Below are 17384 nucleotides of genomic sequence, written 5' to 3'. Positions count from 1 at the left end.
TAGTGTAAAGAGGTTAAGCAGCGCGAAGCCTCGCGCTGCTCTCAGACACAATGGATATTAGTAAGCGGCAGGATCTGCCTTTTGGTCTGTCACTTCTAATGTATTCAGAAGGTTGGTCAGTAGGCTTGATGCACCAAAGCGGTAGTGACGGCTGTCCGCCCAATCGCCACCGAGGATCTCATCGGCCATCGCCAGATATTGCTGCGCATCTTCTGCGGTACGAACACCACCGGCGGGTTTGAAACCGACGGTTTTGGCTACGCCCATATCACGGATCACTTCCAGCATCATGCGCGCATATTCTGGTGTCGCATTCACTGGCACTTTGCCGGTTGAGGTCTTGATGAAATCTGCGCCAGCTTCAATACAAATTTGAGAGGCTTTTTTGATCAGCGCTTCTTGTTTCAGCTCACCAGTTTCGATGATCACTTTCAGTAGCACTTTGTCGCCACAAGCGGCTTTACACTGTTTCACCAGATCAAAACCGACTTGCTCGTTGCCTGCGATCAGAGCGCGATATGGGAATACCACATCCACTTCATCAGCACCGTAAGCAACAGCGGCTTTCGTTTCAGCAACGGCGATTTCAATATCGTCATTACCGTGAGGGAAATTGGTTACCGTAGCAATACGGATTTCAGGGGTTCCTTGCTCGCGAAGTGTCTTCTTAGCAATAGGAATAAAGCGAGGGTAAATACAAATGGCAGCCGTGTTGCCGACTGGACTTTTCGCATCATGACAAAGTTGGATCACTTTGGCATCCGTATCGTTGTCATTCAACGTGGTGAGATCCATCAGTTTCAGTGCACGTAGAGCTGCTACTTTTAATTCGCTCATTTCTATCTCCGATCAATATAGTCATCTAGTTCACTCCCCAGCAGAGTGCTATTTTCTGCTGAGCAGCCACAAATGAACGGACTTGGTTCCTTGAAGACTCAGTGCTCATGCACCAATTGCTATCCTTGTCACCGCACAGTACCAGTTTGGTCAATGGCACAACAATCTGCGTTTGCGGTATTTTACTGCATACAGGCAAGGCGATTGCCTCCGGCGCTCATCATACTCTTAGTCATGCTGAGAGCCAGCGAAAACTCATCCATATTCCATTAGATAAGCCCGCCACCTGAGCCTAAGCTCACGGTCAAACGCGTGGTGTATTCCATCGTCAATCCACTCGTTTTTTATCCATGGCTACAGTATAGATATTTGTCGCAAAACGGTAGTGCTGCGCGAAACGCAAACGGTTTGTATCTCAAAAAAAACAGCTGAAATTTAAAGGGCAATCCCTTACAACACAAGGCTTCAGCTCTGCAATCCATTACAACATTACCCCTAGGTCCCCCCCTAAAACTCGGGGCACCTAAAAGCAAAACACCCCGCAGCAATCACTTGCTACGGGGTGAATTTAAACGGCGTCTATAAAACTCTGTCTCTATGAATTAGAAAGAGAGGAAGAAGCCAGCGATGGTCGCTGCCATCAGGTTAGATAGAGTACCTGCGATAACCGCTTTGACACCCATACGAGCGATGTCGCCACGACGCTTAGGTGCCAAGCTACCCAAACCACCAAGCAGAATTGCGATAGAAGAAAGGTTCGCAAAACCACACAGAGCGAAAGAGATGATCGCTTTGGTTTTCTCAGACAGAACCACTGGTGCCGCTTCAGTCAGGTAAGGCGCAAACTGAGAGTAAGCAACGAATTCGTTAGCAACGGTTTTTAGACCGATGAACTCACCCGCAACGGTTGCTTCGTTCCAAGGAACACCGATCAGGAAAGCCAGAGGCGCAAACAACCAGCCCAGTAGCATTTCCAGTTTCAGTTCAGGCATACCGAACCAACCACCGATGCCACCCAACATACCGTTGATCAGAGCAATCAAACCGATAAAGGCAATCAACATTGCACCAACGTTCAGAGCAAGTTGCAGACCAGCAGAAGCACCGCCAGCAGCCGCATCGATAACGTTAGCCGGTTTGTCGTCACCACCATCAAGAGTAATGTCTTCATTGTCTTGTGGTTTTTCAGTTTCAGGCATCATCAGTTTTGCGAACAGCAGACCACCCGGTGCCGCCATGAATGACGCTGCTACCAAGTATTCGATCTTAACGCCCATTGAAGCGTAACCCGCAAGTACACCACCTGCGATAGAAGCCAGACCACCACACATTACCGCAAACAGCTCAGATTGAGTCATTTTTGGAACGAATGGACGAACAACCAATGGTGCTTCAGTTTGACCCACGAAAATGTTCGCAGCCGCAGACATAGATTCCGCGCGTGATGTACCCAGTGCTTTTTGCAGACCACCGCCAAGAATGCGGATAACCCATTGCATAACACCCAAGTAGTACAGTACAGAAATCAGTGCTGAGAAGAAGATCAGTGTTGGTAGTACGCGGAATGCGAAAATGAAACCGCCGCCGCCAAACACTTCAAACATTTTGCCTGATACCAGTCCACCGAAGAGGAATGAAGTACCATCGTTACCGTAGTTAATAACATTCGATACGGCATCCGAAAAGCCACGAAGTAGCTCTTGGCCCCAAGGCACATACAGAATAAATGCACCCAGTGAAAATTGGATAGCAAAAGCGCCACCCACAGTTCTTAGATTGATAGCTTTACGGTTACTTGACAGTAGAACTGCGATTCCTAGCAGAACTGCCATGCCGATGAGGCTCATAAACAGGCTCATAGTTTATGACTTCCTTATTAGTTTAATGTTGGCGTGTTACAAAATGGAGCGATTAAGCGGGGGCAATTATACTCACGGGCACAGAGAGAAAGTAATGCAGGATTCACACTTTCGGATAAGATTCATCACGCGTTCACTAATATCTGTGACACCACTCAACTTTTAGTGACAGATGCGTCATTAACGCTACATCTTGTTTCGGTTTTGTTCACACAAGCCAAACAGAATTTGACTGTTTTGCCAGAGGATTGGCGCGAGATATTGTGCTGAAACACCTTTTAGCTCGGCGAGTGTTTCTAAAACCTTGGCTAATTGAGCGGGATGGTTAGCTTGACCTTGAAAACCATTCAGTGGCATATCAGGCGCATCCGTCTCTAACACTATGTGCTCTACAGGTAACGCTGCGATGGCTTGCCGAGTTTTATTGGCTCTTGGGTAAGTGATGACGCCTCCCACACCAATCTTAAACCCAAGGTCTACAAACTGCTGCGCTTCTTTCACACTGCCAGAAAAAGCATGCAGCACACCACCTTGTTGAAAACGCTGCTGTTTCAATAACTGTAACAATCGATTGTGAGTACGTCGGCTATGCAAAATCACGGGCAGTTTTGCCTGTGAAGCTATAGAGAGTTGGGCGATCAGCATCTGCTCTTGTAGCGCCACATCGACGTCTATCATGCCATCTAAACCGCACTCCCCAACGGCTACGCAAGCCTGTTCTGCCTGCATTAGAGCCTTTTCTAACGCAGGTAAATGGGTCGGTGAAGAGGCATCTAAATAGAGTGGATGAAATCCCAACGCATAATAAATGGTTGAAGGAAAGCGCTGCGCCAGCTCAGTCACCGCCTGCCAATCTTGCGGCCCAATCGATGGCACAACAAGCCGCCTAACCCCATGCTGCGCCGCTTTTCGCAATTCCAGCTCAGGGGTGGCAGTAAACGGAGGAAAATCAAAGTGGCAATGGGTGTCGAACAACGACCATTCAAGCGGAGGTGGAATCGTCTCGTTCATTGGCCGGATCTTTTCGATAAGGAACACAACTGCGCTTTTGCCCCGGCGTTAACCCCATGCTTTGGCACCAAGCATCGTATTTCGCAATCCAACGTTTTAACCATAGCCACATCATGTGTTCCTTATTTTGAACCTTGGAGGTTATTGCTCTTCGCGCTTAAACACCAACTCGGTGGGTGTTGATTCACTTGCCACAAAATAGTAGCCCGCAGTGTTGAAACCTTCTAAATCCTTTACCGATCTAATTCGATTTTCAATGATGTAGCGAGCCATCATGCCGCGTGCTTTCTTCGCAAAGAAGCTGATGATTTTATATTGGCCATTTTTGGCATCTTTAAAGATTGGCGTCACAATTTGCGCGTTCAATCGCTTCGGATTGACCGCTTTGAAATACTCATTAGAGGCAAGGTTTACCAGTACATTATCACCTTGTGCTTCAATCGCTTGATTGAGCTTCTCCGTAATAATGTTCCCCCAAAACTGATACAGATTCGCACCACGCGCGTTGGCTAATTTTGTGCCCATTTCTAGACGATAAGGTTGCATCAAATCCAGCGGGCGCAACAGTCCATACAAGCCAGAGAGCATACGCAGATGTTGCTGGGCAAAATCCAAATCTTGTGACGAGAGTGTTTCCGCTTCCAGCCCAGTGTACACATCACCTTTGAAAGCGAAAATCGCCTGTCGTGCGTTATCGAGAGTGAAGGTTTCACTCCACTGCGCAAATCGAGCCACATTGAGTCCGGCAATCTTATCACTGACGCTCATCAGCTCAGAAACATCCTGTGATGACAAAGTACGACAGACTTGAATTAACTCTGCCGAATGCGCGGTTAATTCAGGCTGCGTAAAGTTTGAGGTTGAAACGGGAGATTCATAATCCAGCGTTTTCGCAGGTGAAACGACAATCAGCATAATAATTCCTATCTTTTGTTGAGCGTGTTATCAACCGACTTGAAACGACAGCACGGATCGTTATTCCAAGTGATTAGATTTGTTATAAGATGACGCAAGCTAGGGTACAAAAAAAGCCATGCGGTGTCTGCATGGCTTTTTCAATTTCTGACATCGGCGCTGTCTATGACGCTTTGTTGTTATTCCAAATGCCATCTTCAAGCTGAGATTTCAACTCTGGGTAATCATTGGCATCAAAGGTCGGTACTTTGCCGGCATCCAACTGACGGTTGTAATCTTTCGCCAGTTTAATCACGATGCCTGAGAGCAGGAGGATAGCCACCAAGTTCACAATCGCCATCAAGCCCATCGAGACATCCGCCATCGCCCACACCGTTGGCAATGTTGCCAACGAGCCAAACATCACCATGCCTAAGAACACGAGACGAAACAGCACTAAGCCTTTCTTATTGTTGTGCTCAAGGAAAATCAGGTTGGTTTCGGCATATGAGTAGTTGGCGATGATCGAAGTAAAAGCGAAGAAGAAGATCGCAAATGCGATAAAGATACCGCCCCAATCCCCTACTTGTGAACTGAGTGCACGCTGAGTCAGCTCAATACCCGTTAACTCGCCATGCGGTACATACTCACCAGACATGAGAATAATCGCCACTGTCGCGGTACAGATCACAATCGTATCGATAAACACACCAAGCATTTGCACGTAACCTTGTGACGCTGGGTGTGGTGGATATGGCGTTGCAGAAGCCGCAGCGTTAGGTGCAGAACCCATACCCGCTTCGTTTGAGAACAAGCCACGTTTCACACCGTTGATCATAGCTTGTGCAATCGCATAGCCTAGGCCACCTGCAGCCGCTTCTTGTAAACCGAAGGCACTTTTGAAAATCAGGCTAATCGCATCAGGCACTTTCTCATAATTCATGACCACGACAAACAGAGCAATCGCCAGATAAGCAAACGCCATGAAAGGCACAATCAGCTCTGCCGTCCGTGCAATCTTACGGATACCACCAAAAATCACGAAAGCGGTCAGCAACACGATACCAATACCGATCAGCATGGGTTCAAAACCGAAAGCCGTTTTCATCGCATTGGTGATTGAGTTGGCTTGCACCGCGTTAAACACCAAACCAAACGCAATGATCAGGAAGATGGAGAACAGCACCCCCATCCAACGCATACCAAGGCCTTTTTCCATGTAATACGCTGGACCGCCGCGGTAATTGCCATCTTTGTCACGCGTTTTATACAACTGAGCTAGGGTACTTTCAGCGAAAGAAGTCGCCATGCCTAACATGGCAATCAACCACATCCAGAAGATGGCGCCAGGACCACCAGCGGTTAAAGCAACCGCAACCCCGGCCATGTTCCCCGTACCGACACGTGCGGCAAGGCTGGTACATAACGCTTGGAAAGAGGAGATGCCAGCGTTATCCGCTTTACGGCTATTTTTGAGGACGGTAAAAGTGTGGGTGAAATGACGAAATTGGATAAAACCCAATCGCAAAGTGAAGTAGATACCGACCCCGACCAATAGGTATACCAAGATGGAACCCCATAGTAGGTCATTCATTAAATTAATTAAGTCTGTCACAGGAACCTCGCATAGAGTGATGAGCTGCTCTGACTCCGATGAGTAAGAGTTTCTGTTACACGGATACGGTATTGAGATTATCTTTTTGCCGTGTATGTCATGGCACTCTCGAGCAGAAGAGACCTCGAAAAGCACCCAGCCTATTTTTTGACGGGCGGATAATGCAACCTCAATCCGCAAAAATCAATATGAACAGGATTGCATCAAAATGTTATTTTTCACCTTAAAATCACGCTTTATTAACATCAACAAAACCATTTGAGTCACAAAAAAAGAACAAAACGAAAACAAAAAGCACACAAATCAGTACATTTATTCACCACAAATGCTTTGTTGCATTAATGAAATCTCACGCTTTGGGAATCGCAGCATGCCTGTGCGAACCAGTAAATTTTGTCAGGAGAGTGTCATATTTCCTGTTTGTTCGAACAAAAAACAACCAACACAATTCCGTGCAACGTAAAAAACAACATTTCAGCAACACAAAAAAATCGACCAGTTAATCGATTGCCTCAATTTTTTGTTCAGTTTTCCATCGATAACACAGGGTGAAAACTGTGAAATTCTATTCAAAAGCTCACTAAAGCTTCATTAAAACGAAACAAATGAGAAACAAATCATAGTTACGCTTCGCCAAGGTGTGCTATTTAGAGAGCACTCAAGGAATGATGACAACAATAATGAGGCGACTTATGGACGAACTGCACTTTGATGAGCTGTTGGAAATGGAAATCTCGAAAATTCGTACTAGCCGTTCTAAACCTGTAAAACGGATGTGGCGCGAGATCGAAGCGATTCGAGATCGTAAACGACTAGAGAAAGAGTTGTTGGATATGGATGTCTGCCTCGACGCTGACGACATAAAAATTTAAAGGATTGAGCAACAAAGGCACGTTTCGCGTGCCTTTGTTGTTTTTAAGACTTTAAGTGAGAACGGCTATCCACAGCAAGCTTCTCTAGACAACGCAGCGTCATGTGAAACTGAAGCAATCCTGCATGGTATACCTTTGATTGGTTAGGTGTATTCACTCTCACTTTTACGAACACGGCGAGCCAAAAGTGCATATCGCTCAGCGATCGTTTCACCGAATACCGGATCATCATCGTTGTTTTGCCATTGCGACTCAACGCTCTGCCAATCTTCTAATTCAAACGTTTGATTAATCAATGGCAAAATCGATTGTTCTTCCAACTCTAAATGCTGTTTTTGACCTTGTAAAAAGGCCTCCAGTTGCTCAATAAACACATCTTGTGGCACAACCGCATCGTTTAAAATCATCTCCATGACATCGAGAAACTGATGGGTAATTTGCGCCAACTCTTGATGTTCACGCTCCAAATTAGCCACTTGCTGTTCATCGCCGTAATGTGCCATGTAGTGTCGGTACAGAATGTCCTCTTTCGGGTGATGCACTTTCTCTGAATGGCTTGCTAAATAATCAACGATTTCTTTCAGAAGGCTGTAGTTGATCGGTTGCTCGCTTTTCACCAGATCCAATTTGTGGCGTAAAATCGACAACAAACGCACCATATAACTGTGCTCGCGGCGGATTCGTTCCATCATCATCTTATCAATCTCCATACTTGTACTAAGGTAAAGTGTACATAAGGATTGATATATCGGCTTTGAAACTGGTCGAAAAAACGCCAACTGCATTAAGATTCGAGCTCGGGCTGCCAGTTAATGGGAGCGATACCTTGCGCTTGCAGCAATTGATTGGTTTTAGAGAAATGCCGACATCCTAAAAAGCCCCTGTGCGCCGAAAGCGGTGAAGGGTGCGGAGCCATCAAGACATGATGGCGCTGGCGATCGATCATCTGGCCCTTTTTCTGCGCGTGCGATCCCCACAATAGGAAGATCAACCCATTTCGGTGTTGATTCAAGGCGTCAATCACACGATCCGTGAAGGTTTCCCAGCCGGTATTCGCATGAGAATGGGCCATGCCTTGTTCAACAGTCAATACGGTGTTGAGTAGCAAAACGCCCTGCTGTGCCCAACTTTGTAGGTAGCCATGAGGTGGGATTTGAAATCCAGGGATATCTTGCGCTAACTCTTTATAAATATTGACTAACGAGGGCGGTGTTTTGACACCCGGTAGCACAGAGAAACACAAACCATGCGCCTGATTAGGGCCGTGATAAGGATCTTGCCCCAAGATCACCACTTTCACCTCACCAAATTCGGTAAAGCGAAAGGCGTTAAACACATCTTTAGCGGGAGGATAGATAACTTTTCCGGCTTGACGCTGGCTTTCGACAAATTGCAGAGTTTGTTGAAAGTAAGCCTGCTGCTTTTCATTACCAATGACATCATGCCACGTCAGTGATTCAGACATATCAATACCTTAAATTATGATTTCTGTTGGCATTGTATACCCAAACCACGCTCAGTTGCAGCTAAGCGAAAATAAGTGCACCGACTTCAATATTCACAAGCGGAAGGCAACCTCGCTCTCCTGTTAAAGAGAGAGATTGCTTAGCCATTCATCTGAATACGGTTTTTGTTATCTTAATGCGGTTTTTGCGGCTGTGGAGCACGATGATGCCCTTGCCCATTGACGTGTCGATTAGGAACCGGGCGACGAGCGGCGGGTCTGGAACTGGGTGAAGCAGTTTGAGTTAATGAGTTCATAGCGGCATCCTTCTTACAACGCTGACCCTGAGCATGATGAAAGAAAGATGCCAAATCTGTGAAGTTTGCCGATTAATTCTCTTTTTGCGTCGAAAATTTGCGTAGCGTTGCGATCTCAGTCGCCCAAATGTCAGGATCAATCGTTTCTAAAATCAGAGGGATACCGTTAAATCGAGCATCTTGCGCGATATATTCAAAACACTCCCAGCCAATCTCTCCCATACCTAAGGAATGATGGCGGTCAACGCGGCTAGCCAGCTTACCTTTTGAATCATTGATGTGCATTGCGCGCAAATAGTGCATACCGACCACTCGCTCAAACTCAGCGAATGTCTCATCACACGCGGCTTTCGTACGCAAGTCATACCCTGCGGCAAAGGTGTGGCAAGTATCTAGGCATACTCCAACCCGCTCTTTATCCTCAACTTGGTCAATGATTGCCGCCAGATGCTCAAAACGCCAACCTAAGTTACTCCCCTGCCCTGCGGTATTTTCAATCACCGCAATCACATTCGGTACTTGACGATGCGCAAGATTAATTGACTCAGCAATTGTCGCTAAACACGCCTCTTCAGAGACCTGCTGTAAATGACTACCGGGATGAAAGTTAAGCAAAGTTAACCCTAACTGATCACAACGCAGCATTTCATCGACAAAAGCGGCTCGTGATTTGTCGAGCTTCTCGGGTTCTGGAGCCCCTAAATTAATCAGATAAGAGTCGTGCGGCAAAATCGCCTCACTGCCAAATCCCCATTTTTTACAATTGGCTTTGAAAGCACGAATGCTGCTCGCTTCCAGTGGCTTAGCTGCCCATTGGCGCTGGTTTTTGGTGAAGAGAGCAAAAGCATTCGCTCCGATTTCATGAGCTCGAACTGGCGCTAGCTCGACACCACCAGAGGCCGATACATGTGCCCCGATTAACTTCTCATACATATTACGACTTCTTATTGTTGCTAAATGACTTCGGACTTTCAGTTCACAGCACTAACTTTCTGATTTTCTCTGGCACGGGTCAAGTTGGATTACAATTTTGTAGTAAAATTACAACAAAATACAACTTAAATATTTTTTATTATTTAAAATAAATTTAATCATCATTGTTTTTAAAGCATTTATTGATACAAATCAAAAACCAAACCCCAGTATAAAAATGGTTTTTTGTTGTAATTTGACCTAAATCAATATCAGCAGTATGGATATTTGCTATATAATAGCCAGCTCAACAAGATCTGAAAATTAACACCAATAACGCCACTTGATGTGGACTAGGAGAAAGCAATGATCCAAGGTATCCAAATCACTAAAGCTGCTAACGACGACCTACTGAACTCTGTCTGGTTGCTAGATAGCGAAAAGAATGAAGCACGCTGTGTTGCTGCGCTGAAAGGCTTTGAAGCTGATCAAGTGGTTAGCATCAACGATCTTGGTCAATTCGAAAGCCGTGAAGTGGCTATCGAAGCGGCACCACGTATCGAAGGTGGTCAACATTTGAACGTAAACGTACTGAAGCGTGAAACTCTGGAAGATGCGGTTGCGCATCCAGAAAAATACCCACAGCTGACTATTCGCGTTTCTGGCTACGCCGTGCGTTTCAACTCTCTGACTGCTGAGCAGCAACGCGACGTTATCGCGCGTACCTTCACTGAATCTCTGTAATCGTCAGTAAAGAATCCATACTAAAACGGTGCTCAATGAGCACCGTTTTTTATTATCTTCGCCTTTCTCAAATCCGCGGATTATTTCACATTCACCAGTAACGCACGCAGCGCTGCGAAATCGGCATTCAGCTCTTGTGAGAGCAATTCCATCGCCGCATGCTTTGCCAATGGCGCTGGTAGAGCAATGTCGGTACCTAAAATCTCATCCACCACTTCTTTGAATTTGGCGGGATGCGCGGTACATAAGAACAGCCCCGTTTCTTGCGGCTGGCGCTGCTCTTCCAATACACGGTAAGCAATCGAACCATGCGGTTCACACAAGTAGCCTAGATCGTAAAGTTCTTGTACGGCTTGAGCACTTTCCTCGTCAGAAACCGCGCCTTTGCCCAGCGTTTCTAAGCCCCATCCCATACGTTGGCAGAGCTCTTCGATACGCGGCCAGTTGTTCGGTTGGCTGACATCCATCGCATTTGACGTTGTTGCTACCGTGGGTTTGGGTTCCCAACGTCCCGTTTCCAAGTAACGTGGCACTGTATCGTTGGCATTGGTTGCCGCAATAAAGCGCTTCACCGGTAAACCCAATGCTTTGGCTAACAGCCCTGCGGTTAAGTTACCAAAGTTGCCACTAGGCACTGAAATCACCAGATTTTCACGCTCAGCTTTGCTCATCTGCGCAGCGGCTTCAAAGTAGTAACAGATTTGCGCCATCAAACGGCTGATGTTGATCGAGTTGGCGGAATTCAAACCGATCTGTTGGCGCAGCTCTGCGTCATCAAAAGCTTGTTTCACTAGCGCTTGGCAAGCATCAAAGTCACCATTGATCGCCACGGTGTGAATGTTTTTACCTAATGTGCAGAACAGCTTTTCTTGCAGCGGACTGATTTTGCCTTTCGGGTAGAGGATCACCACATTAATGTCTGGCATGCCATAAAAAGCATGCGCAACAGCAGCGCCAGTATCACCGGATGTCGCCGTTAAAATCGTGATTTTTCCGCCGTTCGAGACCGCCGCCAGAGACTGGGCCATAAAGCGACCACCAAAATCTTTAAACGCGAGCGTTGGCCCGTGGAACAATTCGAGCGCGTAAACGCCCTCTTTCACTTTGGCAATCGGTGCGGCGAATTGAAAGGCGGAATCCACCATAGCGCGAATTTTATCCGCAGGCAGTTCATCGCCAATCAACGCCGATAAAATCTTGCTGCTACGAGAGACGAAATCTTCGGCTAATAGCGCATCAATATCGTCAAACTTCGGCAATTGTGCCGGAAAAAACAGGCCTTGATTGCGGCCTAACCCTTGGCGAACGGCTTGACCAAAGGAGACTTGTTCATCATTTTCTTTTATGTTGTACAGCTTCATAGCTCACTTCCTGTTACTTTCGAACCTTGCTTGTCTAGACGACAAATGTGGACGAATCCTTCTTCATTTTGCACATAGTTTTGCTCAAGCCAACGTGCCACACGTTCAGCCACTGCTTGTTCTTTGCACACGCTAAACAGAGTCGGACCACTGCCCGAAATGCCCGTTGCCAGTGCGCCAGCCGAAGCGGCGTAGCTGCGCGCTTTAGCAAAACCCGGCAGCAGTTTCTCACGATAGGGTTCGGCAATCACGTCTTTGATCATTTTTGCCGCTAATTCAGGCTGCTGAGTATGGCAAGCGTGAATAAATCCTGCCAGATAGCGGCCATGCGCCACGATATCTTGGCGGCGATACTGCGCAGGCAAAATGGCACGCGCTTCCGCCGTGGACACCTTGATCCCCGGATAGGCCATCACCCAATACCAGTCATCAAAACTCGGTACGGATTGACTGATGATGCCAAGCTCTTCCAGCATGAGCTGCACACCACCTAAATAGCAGGGAGCAACGTTGTCATAGTGAATACTGCCAGAGATCTTGCCTTCCATTTCCCCCATCAGAGCCAGAAGCTCAGTTTCATCAAGCGGACTGGCATGAAACTGATTCAACGCATCCAGAGCCGCGACAATCGAGCAAGCACTGGAGCCCAACCCTGAACCAATCGGCATATTTTTTTCTAGCGTCATGGTCAGAGGCTTCAGTACCACCGACTTTTTCTCTAGCTCACGCGCGAATACTTGCCAGCAGTCATACACAATGTTTTCTTGCGGATTAGCCGGAAGCTTATCGACAAATCGCCCCGCCGTTTTCAGTGTGAAAGCCTCTGCGCCAGCTTCCACTTTCACTCGATCGCCGAGTAACGTGCCATCAATCGGGGACACCGCGGCCCCCAACACATCAAATCCGACACTGACATTACCGATGGAAGCGGGTGCGTACACCACAACACTCATGTCACCTGAACTCATTTCTATTAAACCCCTAATTTCCAACCGAGTGTACGCATCACATCTGAGAACACGCCTGCAGCAGTCACTTCAGAACCCGCGCCGTAGCCACGTAATACCAATGGGATTGGCTGATAATAACGGCTGTAGAAAGCCAGCGCGTTTTCACCTTCTTTGACTTTGAACATAGGATCGTTTTCATCAACCGCGACAATCCGCACTTGGCACTGGCCATCGACGATTTGCGCCACATAGCGCAGCACTTTGCCTTCGGCTTTGGCTTGCGCTACTCGCTCGGCAAACGCGGCATCAGCTTGCGCTAAACGAGCCATGAACTCCTCAACACTGCCTGAAGCATCAAAGCCAGCGGGCAGTGCTTGTTCAACATCCACATCGCTCAGCTCCAATTCGTACCCTGCTTCACGCGCCAAAATCAGTAACTTGCGCGCCACGTCCATACCAGAGAGATCATCGCGCGGATCTGGTTCAGTAAAGCCTTTTTCTTTAGCGAGCAGAGTCGCTTGACTTAAGGTCATGCCTTCATCCAATTTGCCGAAGATAAAGGAAAGCGAGCCGGAGAGAATGCCGCTGAACTTTTCCAGCTCATCCCCTGCTGCAATTAGGTTTTGCAAGTTTTCGATAACGGGCAGACCCGCGCCAACTGTAGTTTCATACATTAGCTTACGGCGTGAATGACGCGCCACATTACGCAACTGATGGTAATAACTCATGCTAGCGGTGTTGGCTTTCTTGTTCGGGGTAACGACATGGAAACCCGCGGCGAGGAAATCCGCATACTGATTGGCAATTTCATCACTGGACGTGCAATCCACCAATACTGGGTTAATGATGTGATTACGCTGCACCAAAGCTACTAGATTCTCTAAACTGAACGCTTGATCCGCATTGACCATACGATCGCGCCACTGCTCCAACGGCAAGCCTTGGCTATCAAGCAGCATGCCTTTACTGTTAGCGAGGCCACAAACACGCATCATGATGCCTTTTTCCGCAAGCTTGGCTTGTTGACGCTGAATTTGATCCACCAACTCACCGCCCACGCCACCAACACCGACCACAAACACATCTAAAAAGTGTTTAGAGTTGAAGAGGTTTTCGTGACAAGCCTTGATCGCTTCTGAAATCTTATCATCGGGGATCACCGCTGAAATCGCACGCTCAGAAGAGCCTTGGGCAATCGCAATCACGTTGACGTGTACTTCGGCCAGAGATGAGAAAAATTGCGACGCGACACCGCGAGAGGTGCGCATACCATCACCAACCAGCGTGATGATGGCGACGTTATCGACAAACTCAACCGGCTCAAGCAAGCCATCTTTGAGTTCCAGTTCAAATGCATCCGCCAGCGCTTGCTGTGCCAAAGCTTTATGTTGTGCTTCGATACAGAAACTGATGCTGTATTCCGAAGAAGATTGAGTAATGAGCACGATCGACACATCTGCCGCTGACATCGCGCCAAACACGCGGCTCGCCATCCCCACCATGCCTTTCATTCCTGGACCAGAAACGTTGACCATAGTGAGATTGCTCAGAGTGGTGATGCCTTTGATCGCGAGTTTATCTTCGCCAGTATCTTGGCCAATCAAGGTGCCCGCACCTTGTGGATTGAAACTGTTTTTGATCAGGCAAGGGATTTGAAATTGAGCAATCGGTGCAATGGTCTTCGGATGCAGCACAGATGCTCCGAAGTAAGAAAGCTCCATCGCCTCTTGATAGCTAAGGGATTTCAAAAGACGCGCATCATCCACTAAACGTGGATCACAGTTGTAAACGCCATCCACATCCGTCCAAATCTCGCAGCAATCCGCTCGTAAACAGGCAGCCAGTACCGCGGCTGAGTAATCCGAACCGTTACGCCCTAAACAGACCAACTCACCTTGCGCATTACCCGCAGTAAAGCCCGGCATGATATTGACGTGCTGTTGCGGTAATGGTGCTTGCCTAAAACGCTGAGTCGAGATTTCCACATCGACCATGGCTTCAAGATGATCCCCTTTGGCAAGCAGGTATTTAACAGGATCAACCAAATTCGCTGGCAGACCTTTGGCTTCCATCACCGCTTTCATCAATTGAATGGAAACGCGTTCACCTTTACTGATAATGCGCGCATTCACATTGTCTGGACACATACCGAGCAACGTAATGCCATGCACAAACTGACGTAATTGAGTCATGGAAGAGTGCACTTGCTGTTGATAAGCACTGTCATCCAAATTCGGGAGCTGCGCTTTAATGCCATCAAGCAAGGCATAGAATGAGCTCTCTAGCTCTACGATTTGCGCTTCCACCTCTCCCTGACGTAAAGCACTTTCAATCACTGCCACCAATTTATTGGTGGTTTTTCCCGGAGCAGAGAGGACAACGGCCACCTCTTCCTGCTGTGCGTTATTCGCGATGATATCGGCAGCGCGTAGAAAACGCTCCGGATCCGCCAGCGATGAACCTCCAAACTTTAATACTCGCATCCCTTCCTCCAAATGCATAAAAAGCGGGTATAAAAAAAGGCCTGTATCGGTTGGGATACAGGCCTTTTTTGTGAAATTTTGCGCTCAGCAGCCTGCCCCAACATGCGACGTGTCGGTAATGGTAATAATGGTGGTCATTACGATTAGGCTGTGATTCAACATAACGGTTTTTCTGTCTATCTGTGTGTTTGCTTGCAAATACGTTTAACTCATTTGCGTTCAAGTCGTCAACGAAAATCTGCTTTTTTTATTGAGGATTTTAAAAATCTTCGACTGTGCATACTCAAACGACTTGAGGTGATAAGTGGGCAACTAGTGAGCGTATCACGCTCAAAATAGGCTGATGCTGTAATTAAAAGGGCGAGCCTCGTCAATAACGCCACAATTTAACCTGCGCATTCATCTAGGGAGGTCATCATGAGTTTTTCAATCGGCACAACCAGATAGCAAGCCACCAACAATCTGCCTATATAGAAATAACAAAATGCTATAAAACTCTTTGTGGAATGTATGTATTTTTATGCTTAAATTGAGCGTACCTATCAATCTTGGCTGGTACATCCGGGGCTATCGTGAAAACTGCTTTTTTCTGTTTGATAACCTTAATGGCTCCATTTGCCGGAGCAGAGCTGCTTCCTGCCTTGCCCTCAGAGAGCAATGCCTCGCCGCACAAATTATTTATTGCCAGCGATAACAGCAGCCAAAGCTTTGATAGTTGGACGATTGATGGTGGTTACGCTTATAACCTGTTTAACGATATCGACCTGTATGTCGGTGCTCGCATTCATAATCGGTTGGATAATGGGGCGCAGGGTTGGTTGAGTGGCATTGGCTATCAATTTACCGAACGTCTCTCGTTCAAAAGCACCTTAATTGCCTCACCCAAGGTGGAAAGTAAAAACCAAGAAGCCGTGGTATCCGCCGAATTGTCGAGCCGATTAAAATTAACCGAAAATCTCGACTTGCATGCCACGCTGGACTACCAAGAATGGCAGCAAGCCGTCGAGTTTGGTGTCGGTTTTCGCTTTTAAGCTACATCAAGCGCCGTTTCTGACATCAAAATACCATTCCAATCGGCATACAAATAATCGCCCGGTTCAACGATCTGATTTTGCATCGTCAAAGTGACATTCACCTGCCCTGCGCCGCGCTTTTCGGTTTTGAAGGGACTTGTGCCTAATGCTTTGATGCCTAAATCCATCTCAGACATTGCGACCACATCACGCACTGCGCCGTAAATAATTACGCCTTCCCAATCATTTTTGATGGCTAAAATCGCCAACTGATCACCCATTAAGGCTTTGTGGCATGAACCGTGACCATCCACAACCAATACTTTGCCCTTGCCATTTTGGCTGAGCACATCACGTACTTTAGAGTTGTCGTGATAGCAACGAACTGTCACTATTTCGCCCCAAAATGCGCTGCGTTGACCAAAATTTTGCAGCGGTAAATTGAGTAAAGTGACTTGCGATTCGTACTTATCGCAAAGATCTGGGGTTATATCTCTCATCATTCCTCCATGATTTTTATTTTTCAGATCTATTGTTTCCCCATTGGCCCGAGATGAAGCTCGCTCTCATCAACACAAGAACAGAGATAAAGGTCGCCGTCTTGTACAAAATAGATCGCGTTTTGAGCAAATCTCTGCGCCAATTTTCGGGCTTCTGAAAGCGGCATTACGACCGCAAAACTCTCTTCAAACCAGTGAAAATGAGCGTCTCCTACCCTCACTTTCACCCAATCATAATCGATCAAGCATTGCTGTAAACGTTGATTATTTACGCAATTCTCATCATCTGACAAGCGAATACTCTCGGGGTTCCATGCGGTAATTATGCAGTAAAATGGCCAATTTACTGGCTTTTCAAAGGCAAATTTCACGCTTTGGTAGGCCTGCCAAAGGCTAGCGTCAATCTTGATCATTTGGTAATTTTACAACTCGTGATTGTTCTTAATATCTGTTACATTCTAACTCTTGATGTAAATCAACAAAGTGATTGGAATTAACATTCGGGCGTTGTTAGCATGCTGTTAACATTATAGAATCCGCCCCATAGACTAGTAGAACCTCTTGAGAATGGG

General features: G+C 46.9%; 20 protein-coding genes and 1 other annotated feature. Of the genes, 4 read left to right on the top strand and 16 right to left on the bottom strand.

The annotated features are described in order from the left end of the window. Window positions 1-57: 57 nt before the first annotated feature. Entirely contained in the window at window positions 58-837 is a 780-nt protein-coding gene (gene deoC, locus F0316_RS02530) for a deoxyribose-phosphate aldolase (protein ID WP_001292544.1), read from the bottom strand. Between the two features lie 107 nt (window positions 838-944). Here deoC and F0316_RS02525 point away from each other — a divergent pair, with 107 nt between their 5' ends. Beyond that, entirely contained in the window at window positions 945-1127 is a 183-nt protein-coding gene (locus F0316_RS02525; RefSeq protein ID WP_001911798.1) for a hypothetical protein, read from the top strand. A 312-nt stretch (window positions 1128-1439) separates the two neighbouring features. Here the strand turns inward: F0316_RS02525 and F0316_RS02520 are convergent, their stop codons facing one another. The 5 genes from F0316_RS02520 to F0316_RS02505 form a co-directional block, all read right to left on the bottom strand. Then, window positions 1440-2696 (bottom strand): NupC/NupG family nucleoside CNT transporter, encoded by a 1257-nt coding sequence (locus F0316_RS02520; RefSeq protein ID WP_000051831.1) that lies wholly within the window; start codon window positions 2694-2696, stop codon window positions 1440-1442. Window positions 2697-2882: 186 nt separating this feature from the next. Continuing rightward, window positions 2883-3707: a TatD family hydrolase gene (locus F0316_RS02515; protein ID WP_172625948.1), complete on the bottom strand. Its 825-nt coding sequence runs from the start codon at window positions 3705-3707 to the stop codon at window positions 2883-2885. Continuing rightward, a complete protein-coding gene (locus F0316_RS19825; RefSeq protein WP_001913748.1) occupies window positions 3679-3819 on the bottom strand; it encodes a DUF5363 family protein in 141 nt (46 codons plus the stop codon). The genes F0316_RS02515 and F0316_RS19825 overlap by 29 nt, the downstream gene beginning before the upstream one ends. A 29-nt stretch (window positions 3820-3848) precedes the next feature. Next, window positions 3849-4622, bottom strand: coding sequence for a peroxide stress protein YaaA (yaaA, locus tag F0316_RS02510; RefSeq protein WP_142610633.1), 774 nt, complete (start codon window positions 4620-4622; stop codon window positions 3849-3851). 163 nt (window positions 4623-4785) lie between these two features. After that, the gene (locus tag F0316_RS02505) at window positions 4786-6216 is read right to left on the bottom strand and encodes an alanine/glycine:cation symporter family protein (protein WP_149560181.1); all 1431 of its coding nucleotides are present in this window, start codon (window positions 6214-6216) and stop codon (window positions 4786-4788) included. A 692-nt stretch (window positions 6217-6908) separates the two neighbouring features. On the opposite strand from F0316_RS02505, the gene F0316_RS02500 reads away from it, so the two are divergent. Beyond that, window positions 6909-7088, top strand: a complete 180-nt coding sequence (locus F0316_RS02500; protein ID WP_000343854.1) for a DUF3545 family protein — start codon at window positions 6909-6911, stop codon at window positions 7086-7088. Window positions 7089-7231: 143 nt separating this feature from the next. Here F0316_RS02500 and F0316_RS02495 read toward each other — a convergent pair whose 3' ends face one another. From F0316_RS02495 to nfo, 4 genes are all read right to left on the bottom strand, one after another. Beyond that, a complete protein-coding gene (locus F0316_RS02495) occupies window positions 7232-7783 on the bottom strand; it encodes a hemerythrin domain-containing protein (protein ID WP_000979818.1) in 552 nt (183 codons plus the stop codon). 89 nt (window positions 7784-7872) lie between these two features. Next, entirely contained in the window at window positions 7873-8553 is a 681-nt protein-coding gene (ung, locus tag F0316_RS02490) for a uracil-DNA glycosylase (RefSeq protein WP_000004498.1), read from the bottom strand. A 173-nt stretch (window positions 8554-8726) separates the two neighbouring features. Continuing rightward, a complete protein-coding gene (locus tag F0316_RS20300) occupies window positions 8727-8849 on the bottom strand; it encodes a hypothetical protein (RefSeq protein ID WP_254898439.1) in 123 nt (40 codons plus the stop codon). Between the two features lie 72 nt (window positions 8850-8921). After that, the gene (gene nfo, locus F0316_RS02485) at window positions 8922-9782 is read right to left on the bottom strand and encodes a deoxyribonuclease IV (RefSeq protein WP_000273042.1); all 861 of its coding nucleotides are present in this window, start codon (window positions 9780-9782) and stop codon (window positions 8922-8924) included. Window positions 9783-10127: 345 nt separating this feature from the next. On the opposite strand from nfo, the gene grcA reads away from it, so the two are divergent. Beyond that, window positions 10128-10505, top strand: coding sequence for an autonomous glycyl radical cofactor GrcA (grcA, locus tag F0316_RS02480; RefSeq protein WP_032474751.1), 378 nt, complete (start codon window positions 10128-10130; stop codon window positions 10503-10505). Between the two features lie 80 nt (window positions 10506-10585). Here the strand turns inward: grcA and thrC are convergent, their stop codons facing one another. The 4 genes from thrC to thrL form a co-directional block, all read right to left on the bottom strand. Continuing rightward, the gene (gene thrC, locus F0316_RS02475; protein ID WP_000780993.1) at window positions 10586-11866 is read right to left on the bottom strand and encodes a threonine synthase; all 1281 of its coding nucleotides are present in this window, start codon (window positions 11864-11866) and stop codon (window positions 10586-10588) included. Next, a complete protein-coding gene (thrB, locus tag F0316_RS02470) occupies window positions 11863-12819 on the bottom strand; it encodes a homoserine kinase (protein ID WP_000118017.1) in 957 nt (318 codons plus the stop codon). Before thrB ends, thrC begins: the two co-directional genes overlap by 4 nt. A gap of 20 nt (window positions 12820-12839) precedes the next feature. Then, window positions 12840-15299, bottom strand: coding sequence for a bifunctional aspartate kinase/homoserine dehydrogenase I (gene thrA, locus F0316_RS02465; protein ID WP_057555015.1), 2460 nt, complete (start codon window positions 15297-15299; stop codon window positions 12840-12842). Between the two features lie 30 nt (window positions 15300-15329). After that, window positions 15330-15448 (bottom strand) — a sequence feature (Thr leader region). Then, window positions 15384-15497, bottom strand: coding sequence for a thr operon leader peptide (gene thrL, locus F0316_RS02460; RefSeq protein WP_001925859.1), 114 nt, complete (start codon window positions 15495-15497; stop codon window positions 15384-15386). Its footprint overlaps the feature before it by 65 nt. Window positions 15498-15904: 407 nt before the next feature. Here thrL and F0316_RS02455 point away from each other — a divergent pair, with 407 nt between their 5' ends. Next, complete coding sequence (locus tag F0316_RS02455; protein WP_000035220.1) at window positions 15905-16330, top strand: hypothetical protein; 426 nt, start codon at window positions 15905-15907, stop codon at window positions 16328-16330. On the opposite strand, the gene F0316_RS02450 is transcribed toward F0316_RS02455, so the two are convergent. Both F0316_RS02450 and F0316_RS02445 read right to left on the bottom strand, forming a co-directional pair. After that, window positions 16327-16812, bottom strand: a complete 486-nt coding sequence (locus tag F0316_RS02450; RefSeq protein ID WP_001204903.1) for a putative 4-hydroxy-4-methyl-2-oxoglutarate aldolase — start codon at window positions 16810-16812, stop codon at window positions 16327-16329. The genes F0316_RS02455 and F0316_RS02450 overlap by 4 nt on opposite strands. Window positions 16813-16841: 29 nt before the next feature. Further along, complete coding sequence (locus F0316_RS02445; RefSeq protein WP_019828698.1) at window positions 16842-17225, bottom strand: DUF3293 domain-containing protein; 384 nt, start codon at window positions 17223-17225, stop codon at window positions 16842-16844. Window positions 17226-17384: the final 159 nt, after the last annotated feature.

Origin of the sequence: Vibrio cholerae (genome assembly GCF_008369605.1) — a bacterium.
GTDB classification, from domain to species: domain Bacteria; phylum Pseudomonadota; class Gammaproteobacteria; order Enterobacterales; family Vibrionaceae; genus Vibrio; species Vibrio cholerae.
This window is presented reverse-complemented; position numbering and strand designations above follow the sequence as displayed.